The sequence below is a fragment of the Paenibacillus salivarius genome (assembly GCF_051307165.1).
Classification (GTDB): Bacteria; Bacillota; Bacilli; order Paenibacillales; family Paenibacillaceae; genus Fontibacillus.
The window spans coordinates 4498888-4517795 of sequence record NZ_CP195592.1 but is presented as its reverse complement, the minus strand read 5'-3'; the positions used below and the strand labels follow the sequence as shown (position 1 = coordinate 4517795).

Annotated in this window: 14 protein-coding genes; 12 read left to right on the top strand and 2 right to left on the bottom strand. The window is 52.6% G+C overall.

Annotated elements, in window-relative coordinates; translation table 11 throughout:
• The first annotated feature begins 47 nt into the window (after window positions 1-47).
• A complete protein-coding gene (locus ACSFXJ_RS20880) occupies window positions 48-1289 on the top strand; it encodes a cation:proton antiporter (RefSeq protein ID WP_435922284.1) in 1242 nt (413 codons plus the stop codon).
• Between the two features lie 618 nt (window positions 1290-1907).
• Window positions 1908-2576, top strand: a complete 669-nt coding sequence (locus ACSFXJ_RS20875; protein WP_435922283.1) for a transcriptional regulator — start codon at window positions 1908-1910, stop codon at window positions 2574-2576.
• 1114 nt (window positions 2577-3690) lie between these two features.
• On the opposite strand, the gene ACSFXJ_RS20870 is transcribed toward ACSFXJ_RS20875, so the two are convergent.
• Window positions 3691-4593, bottom strand: a complete 903-nt coding sequence (locus tag ACSFXJ_RS20870) for a LysR family transcriptional regulator (RefSeq protein WP_435922282.1) — start codon at window positions 4591-4593, stop codon at window positions 3691-3693.
• 239 nt (window positions 4594-4832) lie between these two features.
• On the opposite strand from ACSFXJ_RS20870, the gene ACSFXJ_RS20865 reads away from it, so the two are divergent.
• The 7 genes from ACSFXJ_RS20865 to ACSFXJ_RS20835 all read left to right on the top strand — a co-directional run bounded on the left by ACSFXJ_RS20865 (window position 4833) and on the right by ACSFXJ_RS20835 (window position 12729).
• Complete coding sequence (locus tag ACSFXJ_RS20865) at window positions 4833-5504, top strand: succinate dehydrogenase cytochrome b558 subunit (RefSeq protein ID WP_435922281.1); 672 nt, start codon at window positions 4833-4835, stop codon at window positions 5502-5504.
• A gap of 120 nt (window positions 5505-5624) precedes the next feature.
• Entirely contained in the window at window positions 5625-7370 is a 1746-nt protein-coding gene (gene sdhA / locus ACSFXJ_RS20860) for a succinate dehydrogenase flavoprotein subunit (RefSeq protein WP_435922280.1), read from the top strand.
• A 14-nt stretch (window positions 7371-7384) separates the two neighbouring features.
• Complete coding sequence (gene sdhB, locus ACSFXJ_RS20855) at window positions 7385-8155, top strand: succinate dehydrogenase iron-sulfur subunit (protein ID WP_435922279.1); 771 nt, start codon at window positions 7385-7387, stop codon at window positions 8153-8155.
• A 244-nt stretch (window positions 8156-8399) separates the two neighbouring features.
• Complete coding sequence (locus tag ACSFXJ_RS20850) at window positions 8400-9773, top strand: ABC transporter substrate-binding protein (protein WP_435922278.1); 1374 nt, start codon at window positions 8400-8402, stop codon at window positions 9771-9773.
• Between the two features lie 130 nt (window positions 9774-9903).
• Window positions 9904-10746 carry a carbohydrate ABC transporter permease gene (locus tag ACSFXJ_RS20845; protein ID WP_435922277.1) on the top strand — a complete coding sequence of 281 codons (843 nt, stop codon included), beginning with the start codon at window positions 9904-9906 and terminating at the stop codon, window positions 10744-10746.
• Window positions 10746-11579 carry a carbohydrate ABC transporter permease gene (locus tag ACSFXJ_RS20840; RefSeq protein WP_435922276.1) on the top strand — a complete coding sequence of 278 codons (834 nt, stop codon included), beginning with the start codon at window positions 10746-10748 and terminating at the stop codon, window positions 11577-11579. The genes ACSFXJ_RS20845 and ACSFXJ_RS20840 overlap by 1 nt, the downstream gene beginning before the upstream one ends.
• Window positions 11580-11700: 121 nt before the next feature.
• Window positions 11701-12729 carry a LacI family DNA-binding transcriptional regulator gene (locus ACSFXJ_RS20835; RefSeq protein ID WP_435922275.1) on the top strand — a complete coding sequence of 343 codons (1029 nt, stop codon included), beginning with the start codon at window positions 11701-11703 and terminating at the stop codon, window positions 12727-12729.
• Between the two features lie 50 nt (window positions 12730-12779).
• Here the strand turns inward: ACSFXJ_RS20835 and ACSFXJ_RS20830 are convergent, their stop codons facing one another.
• Window positions 12780-13844, bottom strand: coding sequence for a permease (locus ACSFXJ_RS20830; RefSeq protein WP_435922274.1), 1065 nt, complete (start codon window positions 13842-13844; stop codon window positions 12780-12782).
• Window positions 13845-14010: 166 nt separating this feature from the next.
• Here ACSFXJ_RS20830 and selD point away from each other — a divergent pair, with 166 nt between their 5' ends.
• From selD to ACSFXJ_RS20815, 3 genes are all read left to right on the top strand, one after another.
• Entirely contained in the window at window positions 14011-15060 is a 1050-nt protein-coding gene (gene selD, locus ACSFXJ_RS20825; protein ID WP_435922272.1) for a selenide, water dikinase SelD, read from the top strand.
• A 14-nt stretch (window positions 15061-15074) separates the two neighbouring features.
• Window positions 15075-16100, top strand: coding sequence for a tRNA 2-selenouridine(34) synthase MnmH (gene mnmH, locus ACSFXJ_RS20820; protein ID WP_435922271.1), 1026 nt, complete (start codon window positions 15075-15077; stop codon window positions 16098-16100).
• 121 nt (window positions 16101-16221) lie between these two features.
• A complete protein-coding gene (locus ACSFXJ_RS20815; protein ID WP_435922270.1) occupies window positions 16222-18597 on the top strand; it encodes a YcdB/YcdC domain-containing protein in 2376 nt (791 codons plus the stop codon).
• The last annotated feature ends 311 nt before the right edge of the window (window positions 18598-18908 follow it).

Sequence of the window (18908 nt, the reverse complement as noted above, 5' to 3'; positions counted from 1 at the left end):
ATATTGATCTATTGGGCAGTGCGATCCCGCAGTGGAGTGTGACGGACATGGAATCGGCCGCAACGGAAGCGATTCGGCATTTTCTTATTCTCGTTTTATTTGTGATCAGTATAGGTATGGTCTCGGGGAAGTTGGCCTCCTGGCTGAAGCTGCCTGACGTCGCCGTGTTTATCGCGGTGGGGATGCTGCTCGGCCCGGGGCTGAAGCTGATTCATGAATCGAGCGGGTCTTTGATCAATCAGCTTATTTTGACTGTGGGATCCGCATTGATCTTGTTTGACGGCGGGAGAAATTTGAAGCTCGGCGGACTGAAAAAAGTATGGATCACGCTCTCCCTGCTCAGCGTTCCCGGCGTCATCATATCGGTGCTGGCGGTTGGCATCGGCGTTCACTATCTGTTCGGCGTCGACTGGGTGTTTGCATTCCTGGCGGCAGCAGTCATTGCCTCGACCGACCCGGCGTCGATCATACCGGTGTTCAAGCAGGTAAAAATCAAGGAACGCGTCCGGGAAACGGTCGAAAGCGAATCGGCGTTCAACGATGCGACGGGCTCTATTCTTACCTTTGCTTTGTTGGCGGCGGTTGCCGGCGGCGGGGAGCTGAATTTCGCCGTCATGACCTGGGATTTCCTGAAAACCGCGGTCGGCGGGATTTTGATCGGCCTGCTCATCTCGGGCGTTCTCACCTATTTGGCAGGGCATGCGCGGCACGGCATTTTCCGGGAGTATACTACGATCGTTATGCTCGTCTGCGCATTGTCCAGCTATTTGATCGCCGATCTGGCGCATGTCAGCGGATTTATGGCGACTTTTGTGGCCGGGGTGATCTGGGGCAATGCGGAAGCGTTCAACCTTTCTATGGAAGAAAAGCAACTCGAAGTCGGATCGTTTGCGGAAAATACGACGGTCATCATGCGGATGCTGATCTTCGTCCTGCTGGGCAGCCAGGTGAATTTCGGCACGCTCGGGCACTACCTCTGGCAAAGTTTGGGCGCCGTACTCCTGCTGATGTTCGTCGCGCGTCCGCTGACCGTGCTGTTATGCGCTTTGCCGGACCGCAAAGTCAAGTGGAGCTGGCGCGAGCTGCTTTTTATGTGCTGGGTCCGCGAAACCGGCGTCATTCCGGCCGCGCTATCCGGCATGATCGTCGGGATGGGCATCGCCCATGCGGAGATCATCTCCGCGATCACGTTTATGGCGATCGTGCTGACGATCGTCATCCAGGCGAGCACCACCGCATGGGTGGCGCGGAAGCTCGGCCTGGAAGTGGAGAGCGTGGAGGGCGGTTGAGGATTGGAGGCGGGGATGGCTTTTCCGCGGAGTGTGGCAGGTGCCATGGTCCGCTTCTATGCCCGCTTCAGTGGTGTTGAGAGATGTGCCATGGCCCGCTCCCGCGGTGTTGAGAGATGTGCCATGGCCCGCTCCCGCGGTGTTGAGAGATGTGCCATGGCCCGCTCCCGCGGTGTTGCGAGATGTGCCGTGGTCCGCTCCCGAGGTGTTGAGAGATGTGCCATGGCCCGCTCCTGCAGTATTGAGATATATACCGCCGCTTACGGAACTGTGAGACCTTATTCGCCGAAAAAAGGGCGTTTTTGAATGCTAACGGAACTCAGCGACGCTATTGACTATGAATAGCGGAAAATTGACGTCTGTATAGGCGAATAGAGGCAGTGAGTTCCGTTAGGATGCGTATATTGCCCCTTTTTTTCAAAATAAGGTCTCTCAGTTCCGTTATATTCAAAATCGGGATCAGGGGACCGGACGATATTCCGGCTAAACTCCGAATTCTCGCTTGATCCGGGGCAAATCACAATGCTATACTCAAGCAAACGGTCATGAAGCACATGCCGCTTTGATACTTAAATGTATCGAAGCGGCTTTTTTATTTTTAGAGAAGGAGTGGGTTTCATGTTTAATAAAGAATATGAGATGTGGATCCAAAAGCAAATTGAACAGGAAAAAAACCATCGAAGAAGGGAACTGTTACAAAAGGGACTCAGCCATGGAACTGTGGAGTTTTTGCGTTCGATCTGGTATCCCGTTGTTCGTAACTTCGATCATTTGTATCCGGAATGGGAGGTGCGCGATTTCAATAACGGATTCCGCTATCTCGATCTGGCCTTTTTGCCGGGGGATGCCAGGGGAGATATCGAAATTCAGGATTATCGGTCGCATGCCAGAGATTTGGACACTAAACGCTTCAAGGACTTGTGCCGCAGACAAAGTTTGTTGTCGCTCGACGATTGGATCTACTTGCCGGTTGCGTATTTATCGATTCAGGAAGAACCGGAGTTCTGCAAGCAGTTGGTTTTATCGTTCATAGGGAAATGTCTTTCGTTCGACGTGAATGCCCGGTTGAATTTTATGGAGGCGGAAGCGGTAAGATATGCGCGGAGACTTTTGAGGCCATTTACGCCAACCGAGCTCGCGGGCCATCTTCGGGTAACCGATCGTTATGCTCGAAACGTGCTGCATGGTTTGGTGGAGAAGCAACATTTAGTGGTGGCAGGCGGAAACTTGCGGTTTCGTACATATCAGTTGAATGTTGGACATAGCATACGGAACTTGGGTGGATAGGAAGGGGCGAGACAGGACAGAGGCAGAAAAAGAGTAGGGCAGGAGCAAAACAGGGGAGGGCAAAGTAAGCGTAACAGGAGCGGGGCAGCATAGGGGCAAGACAGGAGCAGGGTAGGAGGAGCAGAGCAGGAGTAATTAGGGGGCAAAACAGGGGGAAAGCAGGAGGAAAGCAGGGGGAGCAGGGTAGGAGTAATTAGGGGCAAAATACGGGCAGGAGAGGACAGGGTGGCACAGGGGAGGACAAAGGTAAAACAGGGGCAAGGCAGGGGCAGGAGAGGACAGGGTGGCACAGGGGAGGACAAAGGTAAAACAGGGGCAAGGCAGGGGCAGGAGAGGACAGGGTGGCACAGGGGAGGACAAAGGTAAAACAGGGGCAAGGCAGGGGCAGGAGAGGACAGGGTAGCACAGAGAGGACAAAGGCAAAACAGGGGCAAAGCAGGGTAGAGAAGGGTAGAGGCAGGACAGAGTAAGTCAGAACAGGGGTAAGACAGAAGCAAGACAGAAGCAAGACAGAAGCAAGACAGAAGCAAGACAGAAGCAAGACAGAAGCAAGACAGAAGCAAGACAGAAGCATAACGGGGTTAGGACAAGGTAGGGGAGGCTTACGGAACTGAGAGCCGTTATTCGGCGAAAAATTAGAGTTTATGAGAATTAACGGAACTCAGCGACGTTATTGCCCTCATTTTGCGAAAAATTGCCGGATAATAAGCAAATAACGGCTCTGAGTTCCGTAAGAGTTGGGATATCGCCGAAATTGTGGAAATAAGGTCGCTGACTTCCGTTAGGGTCTGGTGTCGTAGGGTTCGGAAACGAGAATCGGAATCGCCGAACAGGGAGTCCTTGAATCGGAAATCGTTCGTAGAATCAGAAACAGGAACGGAAATTCTAAGGCCATGAAATAGTCCAAAAACATGCCCTGAAACAGGTGCTGAAATCGTAGGACTAGAAATCACCAAATCGATCGCCAGGACCGTCAAATGAGAAACCGGCAAATGAGGTCCGGAAATGGGGGCAATGCCAATGGGTACCCCGTTGGTAGTACATGCGCCATCGCTCTGCTCCCCATCGCTCTCCCCCACCACGCCGGGTCCCCGCAACAGGGAAGCGATTCGCCTTATTGCGACAGCGTCTCCGCCAGGATTTCCCTGATTTCCGTAAACCATTCCCGGGTCTCGCTATTCAGATCCGAACGGTCGGCATACACGAGACAAGTTTCCCGGCGCGTCTGCTCCAGCTCCTTCATGGGAACGGAAACAAGCTCATTGTCGCGCAGCAGCGGCTTGCGCAAATAAGATTTGGGCAGCAAAGCCGCGGCCTTGCAGGTGGGCAGCAGGCGGACGATCGCTTCGAACGAATCGATCTCCATGCGGATGTCGGGAATGATGCCGTAGCGCCCGAACAGGTCGTCGATCAGTTTGCGGTACCAGGTCCCTTTGGAAAAAACGATCATGGAGCGGCCGTTCAAATCCTCCATCCGGGGACGGTTTTTGAGCGCAAGGTCATGGCCGCGGGGGACGATGAGCTCCAAATGATCCTGGAACAAGGGGATGCACCGGAGCCCCGCTTCGCTGATCGAGGAGGCGATGACGCCCACGTCGACTTTCCGGTCACGGACATGGCTGACGATCTCATGGGTTTTCCCGGTGACGAGCTTTAGCTCGATGTCCGGAAATTTGTTCATCAGCGCGGCCACGAGCGGCGGCAGGGTCGTTTGGATCGTAGTCAGACTGGCCCCCAAGGTCACGACGCTGCGTTCCGAGGCCTTGAAGCGGGAGACGGATTGCAGAAAATTTTGGTGCCGCTGCCGCTGTTCCATCGCGTAAATATAAGCCTCCTGGCCGACGCGGGTCAGCTCGAGCCGCTTTCCTTTTCGGGTAAACAGCGAAACTCCCCATTCTTCCTCCAACTTGGCGATTTTCCGCGACAGGGCGGGCTGGGATAGATTCAACAGCTTGGACGCCTTGTTCAGACTGGACTGCTCAACCACCGTCGTAAAGACGAGCAATTCTTCCATCATACGCGATAACCCCTCTTATGCGAAAAAGTTATATCATTTAATAAGTATATTGCAATTCCATTATAAGATAAAAAGGAGTAACATGAAAAGTGACACAAGTTGTTCACATGTTACTTTTGGAACAAGGTAAAAGGACCGCACCATTGTGTCATAGTTCATAGTTTATCCTGCGGTCAACTTTTGTTGAATGATGAAAAATATTGAGGAACGATGGAAAAGGGGAAAGGGGAACAAGACTTATGAAAGGGTTTTATTCCAGAAAACTGCATTCGCTTCTTGGTGTCATTCCGCTCGGCTTTTTTATTCTGGAACATATGCTGACGAATTTCTCCGCGGTGGAAGGCGGAAGCGAAGGGTTCAAGGAAAGCGTGGCATTTCTGAACAGCCTGCCGCTCGTGATCGTTCTTGAGCTGGTCGGAATTTGGCTGCCGCTCTTGTATCACGGCGTTTACGGAATGTGCATCGCATTTCAGGCCAAACCGAACAATACGCGGTTCAAAAATGAGCGCAATTTGCGTTATCTGCTTCAGCGGATTACCGGCGTGATCGTTTTCGCCTTCGTCATCTGGCATTTATGGGAGACGCGGGTGCAAGTCGCACTTGGGAATGTCACCCACGAAGAGCTTGGCGGCGTGATGCACGGCATTGTAACGAATCCGGTCTTCTTTGCTTTGTATGCGATCAGCGTGGTTGCGGCTTCGTTTCACTTCGCGAACGGCTTCTGGTCGTTTCTCGTCAGCTGGGGCATTACGGTCGGTCCGCGCGCGCAGCGGGTATCCTCCTATATTTGCATGACCCTGTTCGTGATCGTATCGGTCATGTTCGTCTGGTCCTTGTTCGCATTCCGCGGCGCGGAATTTGAAGCGGGCGGGACGGCCTTGCGGGACACGCTCCGGGTGTTTATCGGATAAGTAACGTAACTCAAAGAAAGATTAGGCTCACAAAACTAAGCGAACGCTTCCGAAGCAAGTTTTGTTCGAAGTTACTCAAAGAAGCATAAGCTCACAAAACTTTTAGGAGTTGAAATAGAGATGGCTAAACAAAGCGTAATTATCGTCGGCGGCGGGCTCGCGGGGCTGATGGCTACGATCAAGGCGGCGGAAGCCGGCGTACAGGTTCATTTGTTCTCGCTCGTCCCGGTCAAAAGATCCCACTCCGTTTGCGCCCAAGGCGGGATTAACGGAGCTGTAAATACGAAAGGCGAAGGCGACTCCCCTTGGGAGCATTTCGACGACACCGTCTACGGCGGAGACTTCCTGGCGAATCAGCCGCCGGTCAAAGCGATGTGCGAGGCGGCTCCGGGCATTATCCACCTGATGGACCGGATGGGCGTGATGTTCAACCGCACTCCGGAAGGTTTGCTTGATTTCCGCCGTTTCGGCGGTACGAAGCATCACCGGACGGCGTTTGCGGGTGCAACGACGGGGCAGCAGCTGCTCTACGCACTGGATGAACAAGTTCGCCGCTACGAAGCGGAAGGCTTGGTCACGAAATATGAGAACTGGGAATTCCTTTCGGCCGTACTTGACGACGAGGGCGTGTGCCGCGGCATTTGCGCGCAAAACCTGCGTTCGATGGAAATCGTCACGTTTGCGTCGGATGCGGTTATTTTGGCCACCGGCGGACCGGGGATTATTTTCGGAAAAACGACAAACTCCGTCATAAATACGGGTACGGCCGCGAGTGCGGTGTATCAGCAGGGCGTCAATTACGCCAACGGCGAGTTTATTCAAATCCATCCGACCGCGATTCCGGGGGACGACAAGCTTCGTCTGATGTCGGAATCCGCGCGCGGCGAAGGCGGCCGGATCTGGACGTACAAGGACGGTAAACCTTGGTATTTCCTTGAGGAAAAATATCCTGCCTACGGGAACCTTGTGCCGCGGGATATCGCGACCCGGGAAATCTTCCATGTCTGCGTAGATATGAAACTGGGGATTAACGGGGAGAACATGGTTTATCTCGACCTCTCCCATAAAGATCCGAAAGAGCTGGACGTGAAGCTCGGCGGCATTATTGAAATCTATGAGAAATTCATGGGCGACGATCCGCGTAAAATCCCGATGAAAATATTCCCGGCGGTCCATTACTCCATGGGCGGCATGTGGGTCGATTACAATCAGATGACGAACATTCCGGGCCTGTTTGCGGCCGGGGAATGCGAGTATCAATATCATGGCGCGAACCGGCTCGGCGCGAACTCTCTTGTATCGGCCATCTACGGCGGCATGGTGGCTGGGCCGAAAGCGGTGGAATATATCCGCGGCTTGAAAAAGTCGGCTGAAGATCTGAGCCCGGCTATATACGATCGTTACCGTAAAGCGCAGGAAGATAAATACGAGGGCTTGCTGGCCATGAACGGCACGGAAAATCCATACGTTCTCCATAAGGAGCTCGGCGAGTGGATGACGGACAACATGACGGTCGTTCGTTACAACAGCAAGCTGGAAGCGACGATCGGCAAAATCAAGGAATTGAAGCAGCGCTACAAAAATATCAACATCAACGATACGTCGCGCTGGAACAATTCGAGCGTCGCCTTCACCCGCCAGCTGTGGAACATGCTGGAACTGGCCGAAGCGATGACGCTGGGCGCGCTGCTCCGCAACGAAAGCCGCGGGGCGCACTACAAGCCGGATTTCCCGACCCGGAACGACGAGGAGTTTTTGAAGACGACCAAGGCGACGTGGACGCCTGACGGTCCGCAAATCTCTTACGAAGATGTGGACGTCTCTTTGATCCCGCCGCGGATTCGCGATTATTCGAAGGATAAATAGGAGGAGGAGCGACGATGGCAACAGCAGATACGAAACTGACAGCCAAGAAGGTGAAGTTCGTCATTACCCGCCAGGACGACCCGAATTCCGCATCCTATACGGAAGAGTTTGAGCTCGATTACCGCCCGGGAATGAACGTCATCAGCGCGCTGATGGAAATCCAGCGCAATCCGGTCAACCTGAAAGGGGAGCACACCGCGCCGGTATGCTGGGAATCCAACTGTCTCGAGGAAGTATGCGGAGCCTGCTCGATGGTGATCAACGGCAAACCGCGGCAAGCCTGCGCGGCGCTGATCGATAACCTGGAGCAGCCGATTCGGGTCGAGCCGATGCGGACATTCCCGGTCGTGCGCGACCTGGTCATCGACCGCAGCCGGATGTTCAACGCGCTCAAGCGCGTAAAAGCATGGATTCCGATCGACGGCACGTATGATCTTGGCCCCGGTCCGCGGATGGCGGAGAAGAAACGCCAATGGGCGTATGAATTGTCGAAGTGCATGACGTGCGGCGTTTGCCTTGAGGCTTGTCCGAACGTCAATGAGAAGACCGATTTCATCGGTCCCGCAGCCATTTCCCAAGTGCGTCTGTTCAATGCGCACCCGACGGGAGAGATGAATGCCGAGGAACGCCTCGAAGCCTTGATGGAAGAAGGCGGCATCGAAGGATGCGGGAACTCGCAGAACTGCGTCCGTGCATGCCCGAAAGGCATTCCGCTGACCACTTCGATTGCGGAAATGAATAAGGCGACCACCAAGCATATGTTCAAACGTTGGCTGGGTGTATAATAGTTTAATCACAGAGCCGGACCGTTAAGGTCCGGTTTTTTCATTTATAGAACATGGTTTTCTCATGAAGCTTAAAATTTTATGTTGCCGCTTTCAAGACAGTTGTGCTACTATATCCCTGTGATTGAAAACGTTACCGAAAAGGATTCCGACAAGGTTTTCGGAATCGTTACCGAATGAGTGCCGACAGTACCGGAAGCGTATTCATTCACTAAACCATATGAATGAATCAGGGGGAACGTACATGAAAGTAAAGAAGCTATTGGCATTGACGCTGTCTCTAACTTTGTTCGCCGGTTTGGCTGCCGCCTGCGGCAACAAGGAAGAGGGAGGAAAATCGGGTTCGGCTTCCGGCAAAGCGCAGGAAATTTACTTCCTGAACTTTAAACCGGAAATCGCCGAGGTTTACAAAAAGATCGCCAAGGACTATGAGACTGAAACCGGCGTCAAAGTCAAGGTTGAAACCGCGGCGGCGGGTACTTACGAAACTCAATTGAAATCCGAAATCGCCAAGTCCGACGCTCCGACGATTTTCCAAATCAACGGCCCTGTCGGATATCAGAACTGGAAAGATTATAGCCTTGATTTGAAGGACACCAAGCTTTACAGCTACCTGTCCGACCAAAGCTTGGCCGTTAGCGATAACGGCGGCGTTTACGGCATTCCTTACGTCGTGGAAGGTTACGGCATCATCTACAATGACGCAATCATGAAGAAGTACTTTGCCTTGTCCGACAAAGCCGTATCCGTTTCTTCCATGGAGGAAGTAAACAACTTTGACACGCTGAAAGCCGTCGTTGAAGACATGACCGCGAAGAAGGATCAACTGGGCATTGCAGGCGTATTTGCCTCCACATCGCTGGGTGCCGGCGAACAATGGAGATGGCAGACCCACCTGGCCAACATGCCGCTCTATTATGAATTCAAGGATAACAAGGAATTCGATAACACCGTTCTTGCAGGTCTTGCGACGAACGAAGCCGAGTTCAAATACAATCCGAACTTCAAAAACATTTTTGACCTGTACATCAACAACTCCGTGACGAAGAGCACCCTGCTCGGAAGCAAATCCGTAGCCGACTCCATGGCTGAATTTGCGCTCGGCCAAGCGGCAATGGTTCAAAACGGGAACTGGGCATGGTCGCAGATCAACGAAGTCGACGGCAACGTCGTGAAAGCCGAAGATATCAAGTTCCTGCCGATTTACACAGGCGTATCCGGTGAGGAAAACCAAGGTCTTGCCATCGGAACCGAAAACTACTTCGCGATCAACAGCAAGGTGTCGGCCGAGAAGCAGCAAGCTTCGATCGCCTTCCTGGAATGGCTGTTCTCCAGCGAAAAAGGTAAAGCTTACGTGACGAATGAGCTCGGCTTCATCGCTCCGTTCAATACGTTCAACGACAACGAAAAGCCGGCCGATCCGCTCGCCAAAGAAGTGACGAACTGGATGGCCAAGGACGGCATCACCTCCGTGCCGTGGACCTTCGCCGCATTCCCGAGCGAGGAGTTCAAGAACCAGTTCGGGGACGCGCTCCTTCAATACGCTCAAGGCAACAAAACTTGGGATGAAGTCGTAACGATTTTCAAGGATGCCTGGAAAACGGAAAAAGCCAAGTAATCCACAGCAGCTTCAAACCTGTGCCGCGGTTACGCCGCTTCGGTGTAATCGCGGCGCGGTTTTTATGACCGGTGAGTGACTGTTCTTGTGTACTCACTATTTTTTAATCCTTGGGTAAGGAGAAGAGATTATGCAAAAGTCGATACAAAAATACTTCGCCCTCTTTGCATTGCCGACGATACTGGCTTTTACGCTGATTTTCATAATACCGTTCATACTTGGCGTATACTTGTCCTTTACGGAATTTACGACAGTGACCGATGCGAAATGGGTTGGCATCAGCAATTATGTTAAAGCGTTCTCTAACCAGGATTTTCTCAATGCACTATGGTTTACCGTCAAATTTACGGTGGTATCCGTCATTACCATCAACGTGTTTGCATTCCTTTTTGCGCTGATGCTAACGCGAGGCAAAAAAGGAACCAATCTGTTCAGAACGATCTTTTTTATGCCGAACCTGATCGGCGGGATCGTGCTGGGCTATATCTGGCAGCTGATTATTAACGGCGTGCTGATCAAATTCGACGTCACGTTGACTTCCAGCGCCAATTACGGCTTCTGGGGTCTCATCATACTTATGAATTGGCAATTAATCGGGTACATGATGATCATTTATATCGCGGGCATTCAAAACGTCTCCAAGGACGTGATCGAAGCCGCCAAAATCGACGGATGTACCCGTTTCGGTATATTGCGAAATGTAACGATTCCGCTTGTGATGCCTTCCATCACGATTTGCTTGTTTCTGACCTTGTCTAACTCATTCAAGCTGTTCGACCAGAACCTGGCGCTTACCGCCGGTGCGCCTTCCAAAGAAACGTCGATGCTCGCGCTCGATATTTTTAACACGTTTTACGGCAGCGTCGGTTGGGAAGGTGTCGGTCAGGCCAAAGCGGTGGTATTCTTTGTCCTGGTTGCATTGATCGCATTGATTCAGCTTATGGCGACAAGAAGCAAGGAGGTTGAGAACTGATGCAAAAAACGCGGGGAAGAGATATCGGTTTATTTTTCATATTACTTATTCTCGCCGTGCTGTTCATCGCTCCGATCCTCATTGTGCTGATGAACTCCTTCAAAGGAAAGTTCTTCATCAGCGATACTCCGTTCAAGTTTCCTGACGCTCAAACCTTTATCGGGCTCAAAAACTATACGGGCGGCGTATCGAAAATCGGATTTTTCAATGCGTTCGGCAATTCCTTGTTTATCACCGTGTGTTCCGTCGCTGTCATCGTCCTGCTGACCGCCATGACGGCCTGGTACATTACCCGGGTGAAAACGAAGTTTACGAAAGCGCTCTACTTTGTTTTTGTGTTCTCGATGATCGTCCCCTTCCAAATGGTCATGTTCACGATGACGAAGGTCGCCAACACGCTGCATATCGACAATTTGTTCGGGATTATTTTCATTTACTTGGGATTCGGCGCGGGGCTGTCGGTCTTTTTGTTCAGCGGCTTCGTGAAGTCGATTCCGCTTGAAATCGAAGAGGCGGACTTGATCGATGGCTGCACCCCGGTGCAATCGTTCTTTAAGGTCGTATTGCCGATTTTGAAGCCGATTGCGATTACCGTGGCGATCCTGAACGTGATGTGGATCTGGAACGACTATCTGCTTCCGCTCCTGGTCATCGGCAGTGAGCACAAAACGATCCCGATCGCGATCCAATACTTGAAGGGCGGTTACGGGTCGATCGATATGGGGGCCATGATGGCGATGCTCGTACTGGCCATTTTGCCGATCATTATTTTTTACCTGTTCTGCCAAAAATACATTATTGAAGGCGTCGTGGCAGGGGCCGTAAAAGGGTAACGTTAGATCACGGAGGTTCGCAAACAAACGTTGTCGATTGATGCCGGTCTTGTTTTCATGATCTTAAATTGCTATATTTTCTAATAGAATGTGAGAATACGATGTAAGGGAAGATCAGGAAATGGCTTCAATTACAATTGTGGATATTGCGAAAATGTGCGGTGTGGGCGTAACGACCGTTTCCCGGGCGATCAATAATCATCCCGATATCAGCGAAGAAACCAAGGCGATGATTATGCAGGTCATCAAGGAGAATCATTATGTGCCGAACAACAGCGCCAGAAATTTGAAGCGTTCCGCTTCCAAAACGATCGCGGTCCTGATCAAAGGGATCACGAACCCGTTTTTTAACCGGATGATTCAGGTTTTCGAGAAAGAGATTCAACGGAAGAAGTATTCCTTCATCCTGCAGCGGGTCGATGAGAAGCAGGATGAAATTGAAGTCGCGATAGAATTGGAAAAGGAAAAACGCCTGAAAGGGATCGTATTCCTGGGAGGGTACTTCTCGCATGCCAAGGAGAAGCTGGATCAGCTTACCGTCCCGTTTGTCCTCAGTACCATCGGGATGACCCCGGATTATGAGCCTCACGAGTATTCCTCCGTATCCGTCGATGACTTTAAAGAAAGCTACAAGATGGTGGATTACTTATGCAAACAAGGCCACCGGGACATCGCGATCGTGACGGCGTCCATGGATGACGTCAGTATCGGGAAGCTGAGATACGAAGGCTACAAGCAGGCTTTGAAAGACAACGGCCTGACGTTAAATCCGAGTCTGGTCCGCTGCATGAAAGAGGATATCGAAAGCTATTCGATGGAAAACGGCTATGTGGTCACCAAGGAACTGCTCGAGTCGGGCGAATCGTTCTCCGCTTTGTTCGCCGTTTCCGACAGCTTGGCTGTAGGCGCTTGCAAAGCGATCTTTGAAAGCGGTAAATCGGTGCCGGGGGATTATTCCGTGGCCGGTTTTGACGGACTGGACATCGCTTATTATTATCATCCCTCGATCACGACGATCCGGCAGCCGGTGGAGGAAATTGCGGAGGAGACGATTAAAGTATTGTTTGATTTGATCAACAAAAAGACGACCCATACGCATAAAACCTTCCCGGCGGAGCTGATGATCCGGGAATCCACCGGCCGGAAATAAACAGGAACCCCGTTCGCATCTTCAGGATGCGGACGGGGTTCTTTTTGGCATTAAAGCAGGAATGAGCCTGCGATGCCGCCGATGACGCCGATCACGACCACGGAGGCAAAGACGAACATCAGCGCCTTTCGCGGGAAGGCCCGGGCGACCATGAGCATGGACGGTAGGCTGATGGTCGGCAGCGTAAGGAGCAGGGCGGCTGCCGGACCGGCCCCGAGTCCCATCGCGACAAAGGACTGGATAATCGGAATTTCCGCGGCCGTCGGGATGACGAACAGCGTTCCGACAATCGCGAAGACGATGATGGCGAGGATGCCGCTCTTCAGGCCGACCGGGAACAGCGTATGCTGAAATGCGCCGAGCAGCAGGACGGCAATGACATAGGCCGGAATGACATTTAGCATCATGATGCCAAGGCTTTTCAACCAGCGAATCAAAAACGGCCGCTGCTCCTCCACGGCATCCTGAGGCGCCGGTTCGGGGATCGCCGAAGGGTTCGCGTCTTTCGCGAACCGGTTCGCGAAATAGCTGATCCCGAACGTCAAAATCAATCCGAAAACGATTCGGAGCAAGGCGAATTTCCATGACAGCACGAATGTCATGAAGATCAGCGTGGCGGGATTCAGCACCGGATTGCCGATCCAGAAGGCGAGGCTGGCGCCGACCGAGACGTTTTTGCGGCGAAGACCGCAGGCGACGGGCGCGGCGCAGCAGGAGCACATCATGCCGGGCAGCGAAGCTACGCCGCCGAGAACGGTGCTTTTAAAATTGGCTTTCCCCAGCGTCCTGGCGAGCCACTCGGATGGCAGCAGGACCTGGACCAGGGAGCCCAAAAGAATGCCCAGTACGGCAGCCTTCCAAACGGATTTGAAATAGGCAGCCGCATAATCGAGCGCCGAGCTCCAGGAAGGGGCCGCGGACGCTTCCGAGCCGAGGATGGAAGAGCCGATCGTATGGCTTGTCGCCGCACGGAGCGCTTTTTCGTAATAAGGCCACCATTTAACATAACTTAAGCCGGCGATGGCAATGATGAGAAACAAGGCGGCATAAAGAATTATTTTCCCTTTGCCGGGGGTTCGTGGATTGAAAGTGCGATGGTTCGTTGATGTTGACATTCGTTTTCCTCCACATCTATTTTGGACGCAAATACTAGTATAACACAGCCGGGAAACGCCAGAGCCATGGAAGTTGCCTCTCCCTGGCGATTGGAGTACGATTTAAAGTGGAGTTTGTCCTGTTATGAATTCATATGTATTTACACGGAAGGATTGTGATTAAGATATGGCAGCATCAGAACCAGTTAAATTGACGTCGCTATCGAGCAAAGGGGGCTGCGGCTGTAAAATCGGGCCTGCGGATTTAACGCAAGTGCTCCGCAATTTGCCGAAATCGGAGCCGAATCCGGATCTGCTGGTCGGTCTCGATACGAGCGACGACGCCGGCGTGTACCGGTTATCGGACGAGATGGCCTTGGTGCAGACGGTGGACTTTTTTACGCCGATTGTGGATGATCCTTACTCCTTCGGCCAGATCGCCGCGGCGAATGCGATCAGCGACATTTACGCGATGGGCGGCAAGCCGCTTACCGTCCTTAATATCGTAGCTTTTCCGATTTCCACCTTGGATAAAAGCATTCTTGCCGACATTTTGCGCGGTGCCGCGGACAAAGTGAGAGAAGCCGGAGCAACGCTCGTGGGAGGCCATTCCATCGACGATAAGGAACCGAAATTCGGACTCGCGGTGACCGGACTGGTGCATCCGGACAAAGTCAGAACGAACGCCGGGGCCAAAGCGGGAGATAAATTGATTTTGACCAAGCCGATCGGGGTAGGCATCATGACGACATCGATCAAAAAGAACGCGCTGACCCCGGAAGAAACCGAGCGGGTGACCCGCGTCATGTCGACTTTGAATAAAACGGCGGCGGAAACGATGGAAGCTTACGAAGTCCATGCCTGCACGGATGTTACGGGCTTCGGCTTGATGGGACATGCCCTGGAAATGGCGAAAGGCAGCGGCAGCGGCATCCGCATTAAAAGCGGCGATGTTCCGGTCCTGCCGCGCGTACGCGAACTGGCCGAGCAGGGCTTCGTTCCTGGAGGGACGAAGAACAATTTCGCGCATGTGGAAGGCGATATCGATTTCCCGGCGGATCTGGATCAGATCGGACGCTGGATTTTGTGCGATGCGGTGACCTCGGGCGGCCTGCTTATCGCCGTGGATCCTTCGCAAGCGGAAGATTTGCTTGCCGCGCTCGTTAAAGCCGGCGTCGAGGCGAGCTTGATCGGCGAAGTGACGGAGAAGCATCCGGGACGCATCGTCGTAGAATAAGGAGCGCAAACATCATGATACACGACATCACTGTTGAGGAATTAACGGAACAACGTCAAAAAGGAGAAATGACCGTCATCGATGTCCGCTCTCCGTCCGAGTACGCCTTGTCCACCATACCGGGGAGCATCAACATCCCGCTTTTTGACGATCAGGAACGGGCGGAAATCGGGACCCTGTACAAACAGGTCAGCGTCGATGCGGCCAAGGAACGGGGGCTTGAAGTGGTATCGGCCAAGCTTCCCGCTTTTATCAGGCAATTTGCGGCAATCGAGGGAAAAAAGGCGGTCTTCTGCTGGCGCGGCGGCATGCGCAGCAAAACGACGGCAACGCTGCTGTCCCTGATGAACATCCATGCGTACCGGTTGTCCGGAGGCTATCGGGCTTACCGGCAATGGGTCGTGGCCATGCTGGAGGACATGCCGTTCAATCCGTCTTTTTATGTGATACACGGCAATACGGGGAACGGAAAAACGCTTCTTCTCCGGAAACTGAAAGAGAAGGGGTATCCCGTTCTGGATTTGGAAGCGATGGCCGGACACCGGGGATCGGTTTTTGGCGGGATCGGCCTGGACGCCCATAATCAAAAAACGTTCGATGCCTTGTTGCTGGAGGAAATGCTGCGTTACAAGGATGCACCCTACGTGCTCCTCGAGGCCGAGAGCAAACGGATCGGAAAGGTCGTCATTCCCGACCTGGTCATGAGCAAAAAGGAGCAGGGAACGCATATCCGAATCGAGCTTCCGATTGAGGCCAGGGTGCAAACCATTCTGGAAGATTACAGACCGGAGGAACACCCGGAGGCCTGCATGCGCGCATTCCGGAAGATCGAGTCCCGCATCCACCGGCCGATCGCCGCGGAAATCGGGGAATGCCTGCAGGAAGGGAAATACGACAGGGCTGTCGAGCTGTTGTTGGTCTATTACTACGATCCGCGTTATTCCTATACGGAGGACCAGTACGAAGACGCCGAATTTATCACCGTAACGGCGAATTCCGTGGATGAAGCCATTCTGCAAGTTGAAAAATATCTGAATTAATCATGGAAGCCCGGTTTGATGACCGGGTTTCTTTTTTGTTTGCCTTGAGGATATTTCTGGATATTGCGCGGGATACGTACTAAAATGGAAGAGAATATCCAATGGGAGAGGTTGGGATGTTGTGAGTCAAAAAAGAAGATTAAGCAAAGCTCGAGGGTTTGCGAAGGTGGCGTGCACCGGTCTGGTAGCGTTTTCCGTCCTGTTGCCTTCGGGGCTGGCAGGTGCGCAAACTAGTGCCGCAACGGATACCGCAGCGCCGGCAACGTCGAACGCCTCGTCCAAGAATGTGAAGGCCGACCCTGCGAAGGCGAAAATCACCAAGGAACAGGCTGTCGCCAAGGTGAAGGAACTGTTTCCGGCCCTGAAAGATGCCGTGGCTCAAAACGTGAAGCTGGGCGTGGACAATACGTATCCCGCGCCGTCAAATCAAATGGTATGGAATATCGAGTGGGAATATCAGACGGGAAATACGACTTACGGCTTTAGTTCATTGGTGGATGCGATCAACGGGGACTTGATCAATACATACCTCCATATGTCCAATGACGAGGACGGTTCCTATTACCCGCCCAAACTGACAAGGGAACAGGCTCAAGAAGTCGCCAAAGCTTTTATCGCTAAGGCGGCCCCTTCCATAACGCTGGCGCAATTGGAGGAGCGGGACACCACCGGCTGGTACATGGACGGTTCGGCGTTATTCGGTCCGATCCAATACAGCTTTTATTTTCAACCGCTGCATAACGGAATTCCTTCGCCGGAATATGTATCCGTCACGGTCGATGGTAACGGAAACACGATCTCTTTTTCCAAGTCCTATGAGATCATGGATTACCCCGACGGAACGGCGGTTGTCACGCAGGCCGCGGCCGAGCAAGCTTTTAAGGACGGCTTGGAGATCGAACTCAGATATATACCGGTCGAACGGTCGGGAAAAGTACAGGAATGGATTTTGGCATGGCAAACGAAGGATGAAACCGCGTATCCGATCGATGCCGTGTCCGGTAAACGGCTGAATTATGAGGGCAAGGTTCTTGTGGAAAGCCCGATAACGTACGTAGATGTGCCGGCCTCCAAAAACGCGTTTAAACCAAGAACCTCCGGTGATGAAATGACTGCCGATGAAGCGGCTGAAACCGTTAAGAAAGTGGCGGCGATTCCGGAAGGGCGCACGCAGTTCCATTCCTCGTATAGTAAAGACTACAGCGACCCGGATCGTAAAACGTGGCAGTTGACTTGGGAGGATGAAGACAGTATGTCTCGCGTAGGGTCAGGGGGAATGATCTTTCCTTCCCGGACATCGGCCACGGTAGATGCACTGAGCGGGCAGATTCTCGAATACCGGCTTGAGGAATTTAACGGAAATGAAGAACAGGCCGGAGTCAAGCCTCCGAAGGGAGCCGTGAAGCTGAAGGACGCCGCCGCCAGACAGAGAGCGTTTGAGCTCGTCAATCTGCTGGTCCCGAACGCCGCCCAAGACTATAAGCTGGACGAACGGGTTGGCGAAACCCATAAGAATGAGGACGAAAACGGCTACGATTATCAATTTACCCGGATGTTGAACGGATTGCCCGTCAATAATCTTGGGATATCCTTGGGGCTGGATGCCTACGGCAATCTCGAGTATTTCAGTGTTGGCCGTGCGGCTGGCCTCGATAAACTCCAACTTTCGCCGAGTGCGGCCAAGGTATCGAAGGAAGAGGGGCTGAAGGCTTATCAGGATTTCTATAAACTGAAATTGCAATACTCCAGCTATGGCGGGCATTACAATATGAATAATTCCTATGTGGATTCCGTGATCAAACTGGTTTACAGCCCGGAAGCCAAAGATCCGATGACCTCAGGTCAGGTGCTTGACGCGGTGAGCGGCGAATGGAAAAGTGTCTATCGATACGGGGGCCTCGACTCCGTCACATCCGTTCCTGCCGACGTCAAAGGACATGCGGCCGAGAAGGAGCTTACCGCTTTGCTGCAGCATGGAGTGATCACCCCTGACGAACAGGGAAGCGTCAAACCGGATGAGCAGATCACGCTGGGGGATTGGCTGGGCATGATTGCCGGAGCGGTAACTCCATATTACGAAAGTTATTCTTATTACGGAGTGAACGAACAGCAAGCGATCGCGGGCGTCAAGCCGGACAGTCCGTATTACAGTGCGGTGAATTATGCGGCGGAACGCCAGTGGATTAACCGGAGCACGGAACTTAAGGTTGATGCCAAATTGACGCGTGAACAATTCGCCGTATCGCTGGCGTCCATTTTGAAATACAACAAGCTCGCGCAATTTTTGACGAACGACGAGTCCTTGAACCAGTTCGGCGACAAAGAGTCGATTACGCGAAAAGGCGAAGTGGCGCTCAATATTAAGCTGGGCCTGCTACAAGGGCAAAACGGCAAGTTTAACCCGCAGGGCGCAGTAACGAAGGCGGATGCCGCCGTCGTTCTGATGCAGCTTGTGAAGCTGCAGGGCAAAACGGATCAGGCGATCGGCCAATATTAATATGATGGCAATCAAGGGCTGTCCCCGAGCCGTTTTTTACTGCGGAGGGACAGCCGCTTGTTTGCCGGATTGCTGTTTGCTCGTGTTGCCCACTTAGTTGCTGTAATAGCTCACATTGCCTAAATTGGCTGTGCCGCATGCCGCCATTGTCACACACATGGATAAAGTAGCTATATCGTTCTAAGTTGCTCATATTGCTCATGTCGTTCACGTTGCCCACTGTCGCTCACGTTGCTCATGTCACTTAAGTTGCCCATGTTGCTGATATCATTCAAGTCGCTATATGCCTAGTACGGTGCCTACATTACTTG

What these genes read in the sequence shown, in the direction of transcription:
- ACSFXJ_RS20870 (WP_435922282.1), bottom strand. Translation starts at nt 4,593, where the DNA reads ATGATGGAAGAATTGCTCGTCTTTACGACGGTGGTTGAGCAGTCCAGT.
- selD (WP_435922272.1), top strand. Translation starts at nt 14,011, where the DNA reads ATGGCAGCATCAGAACCAGTTAAATTGACGTCGCTATCGAGCAAAGGG.
- ACSFXJ_RS20830 (WP_435922274.1), bottom strand. Translation starts at nt 13,844, where the DNA reads ATGTCAACATCAACGAACCATCGCACTTTCAATCCACGAACCCCCGGC.
- ACSFXJ_RS20845 (WP_435922277.1), top strand. Translation starts at nt 9,904, where the DNA reads ATGCAAAAGTCGATACAAAAATACTTCGCCCTCTTTGCATTGCCGACG.
- ACSFXJ_RS20875 (WP_435922283.1), top strand. Translation starts at nt 1,908, where the DNA reads ATGTTTAATAAAGAATATGAGATGTGGATCCAAAAGCAAATTGAACAG.
- sdhA (WP_435922280.1), top strand. Translation starts at nt 5,625, where the DNA reads ATGGCTAAACAAAGCGTAATTATCGTCGGCGGCGGGCTCGCGGGGCTG.
- ACSFXJ_RS20880 (WP_435922284.1), top strand. Translation starts at nt 48, where the DNA reads ATGGAATCGGCCGCAACGGAAGCGATTCGGCATTTTCTTATTCTCGTT.
- ACSFXJ_RS20865 (WP_435922281.1), top strand. Translation starts at nt 4,833, where the DNA reads ATGAAAGGGTTTTATTCCAGAAAACTGCATTCGCTTCTTGGTGTCATT.
- sdhB (WP_435922279.1), top strand. Translation starts at nt 7,385, where the DNA reads ATGGCAACAGCAGATACGAAACTGACAGCCAAGAAGGTGAAGTTCGTC.
- ACSFXJ_RS20840 (WP_435922276.1), top strand. Translation starts at nt 10,746, where the DNA reads ATGCAAAAAACGCGGGGAAGAGATATCGGTTTATTTTTCATATTACTT.
- ACSFXJ_RS20835 (WP_435922275.1), top strand. Translation starts at nt 11,701, where the DNA reads ATGGCTTCAATTACAATTGTGGATATTGCGAAAATGTGCGGTGTGGGC.
- ACSFXJ_RS20850 (WP_435922278.1), top strand. Translation starts at nt 8,400, where the DNA reads ATGAAAGTAAAGAAGCTATTGGCATTGACGCTGTCTCTAACTTTGTTC.
- mnmH (WP_435922271.1), top strand. Translation starts at nt 15,075, where the DNA reads ATGATACACGACATCACTGTTGAGGAATTAACGGAACAACGTCAAAAA.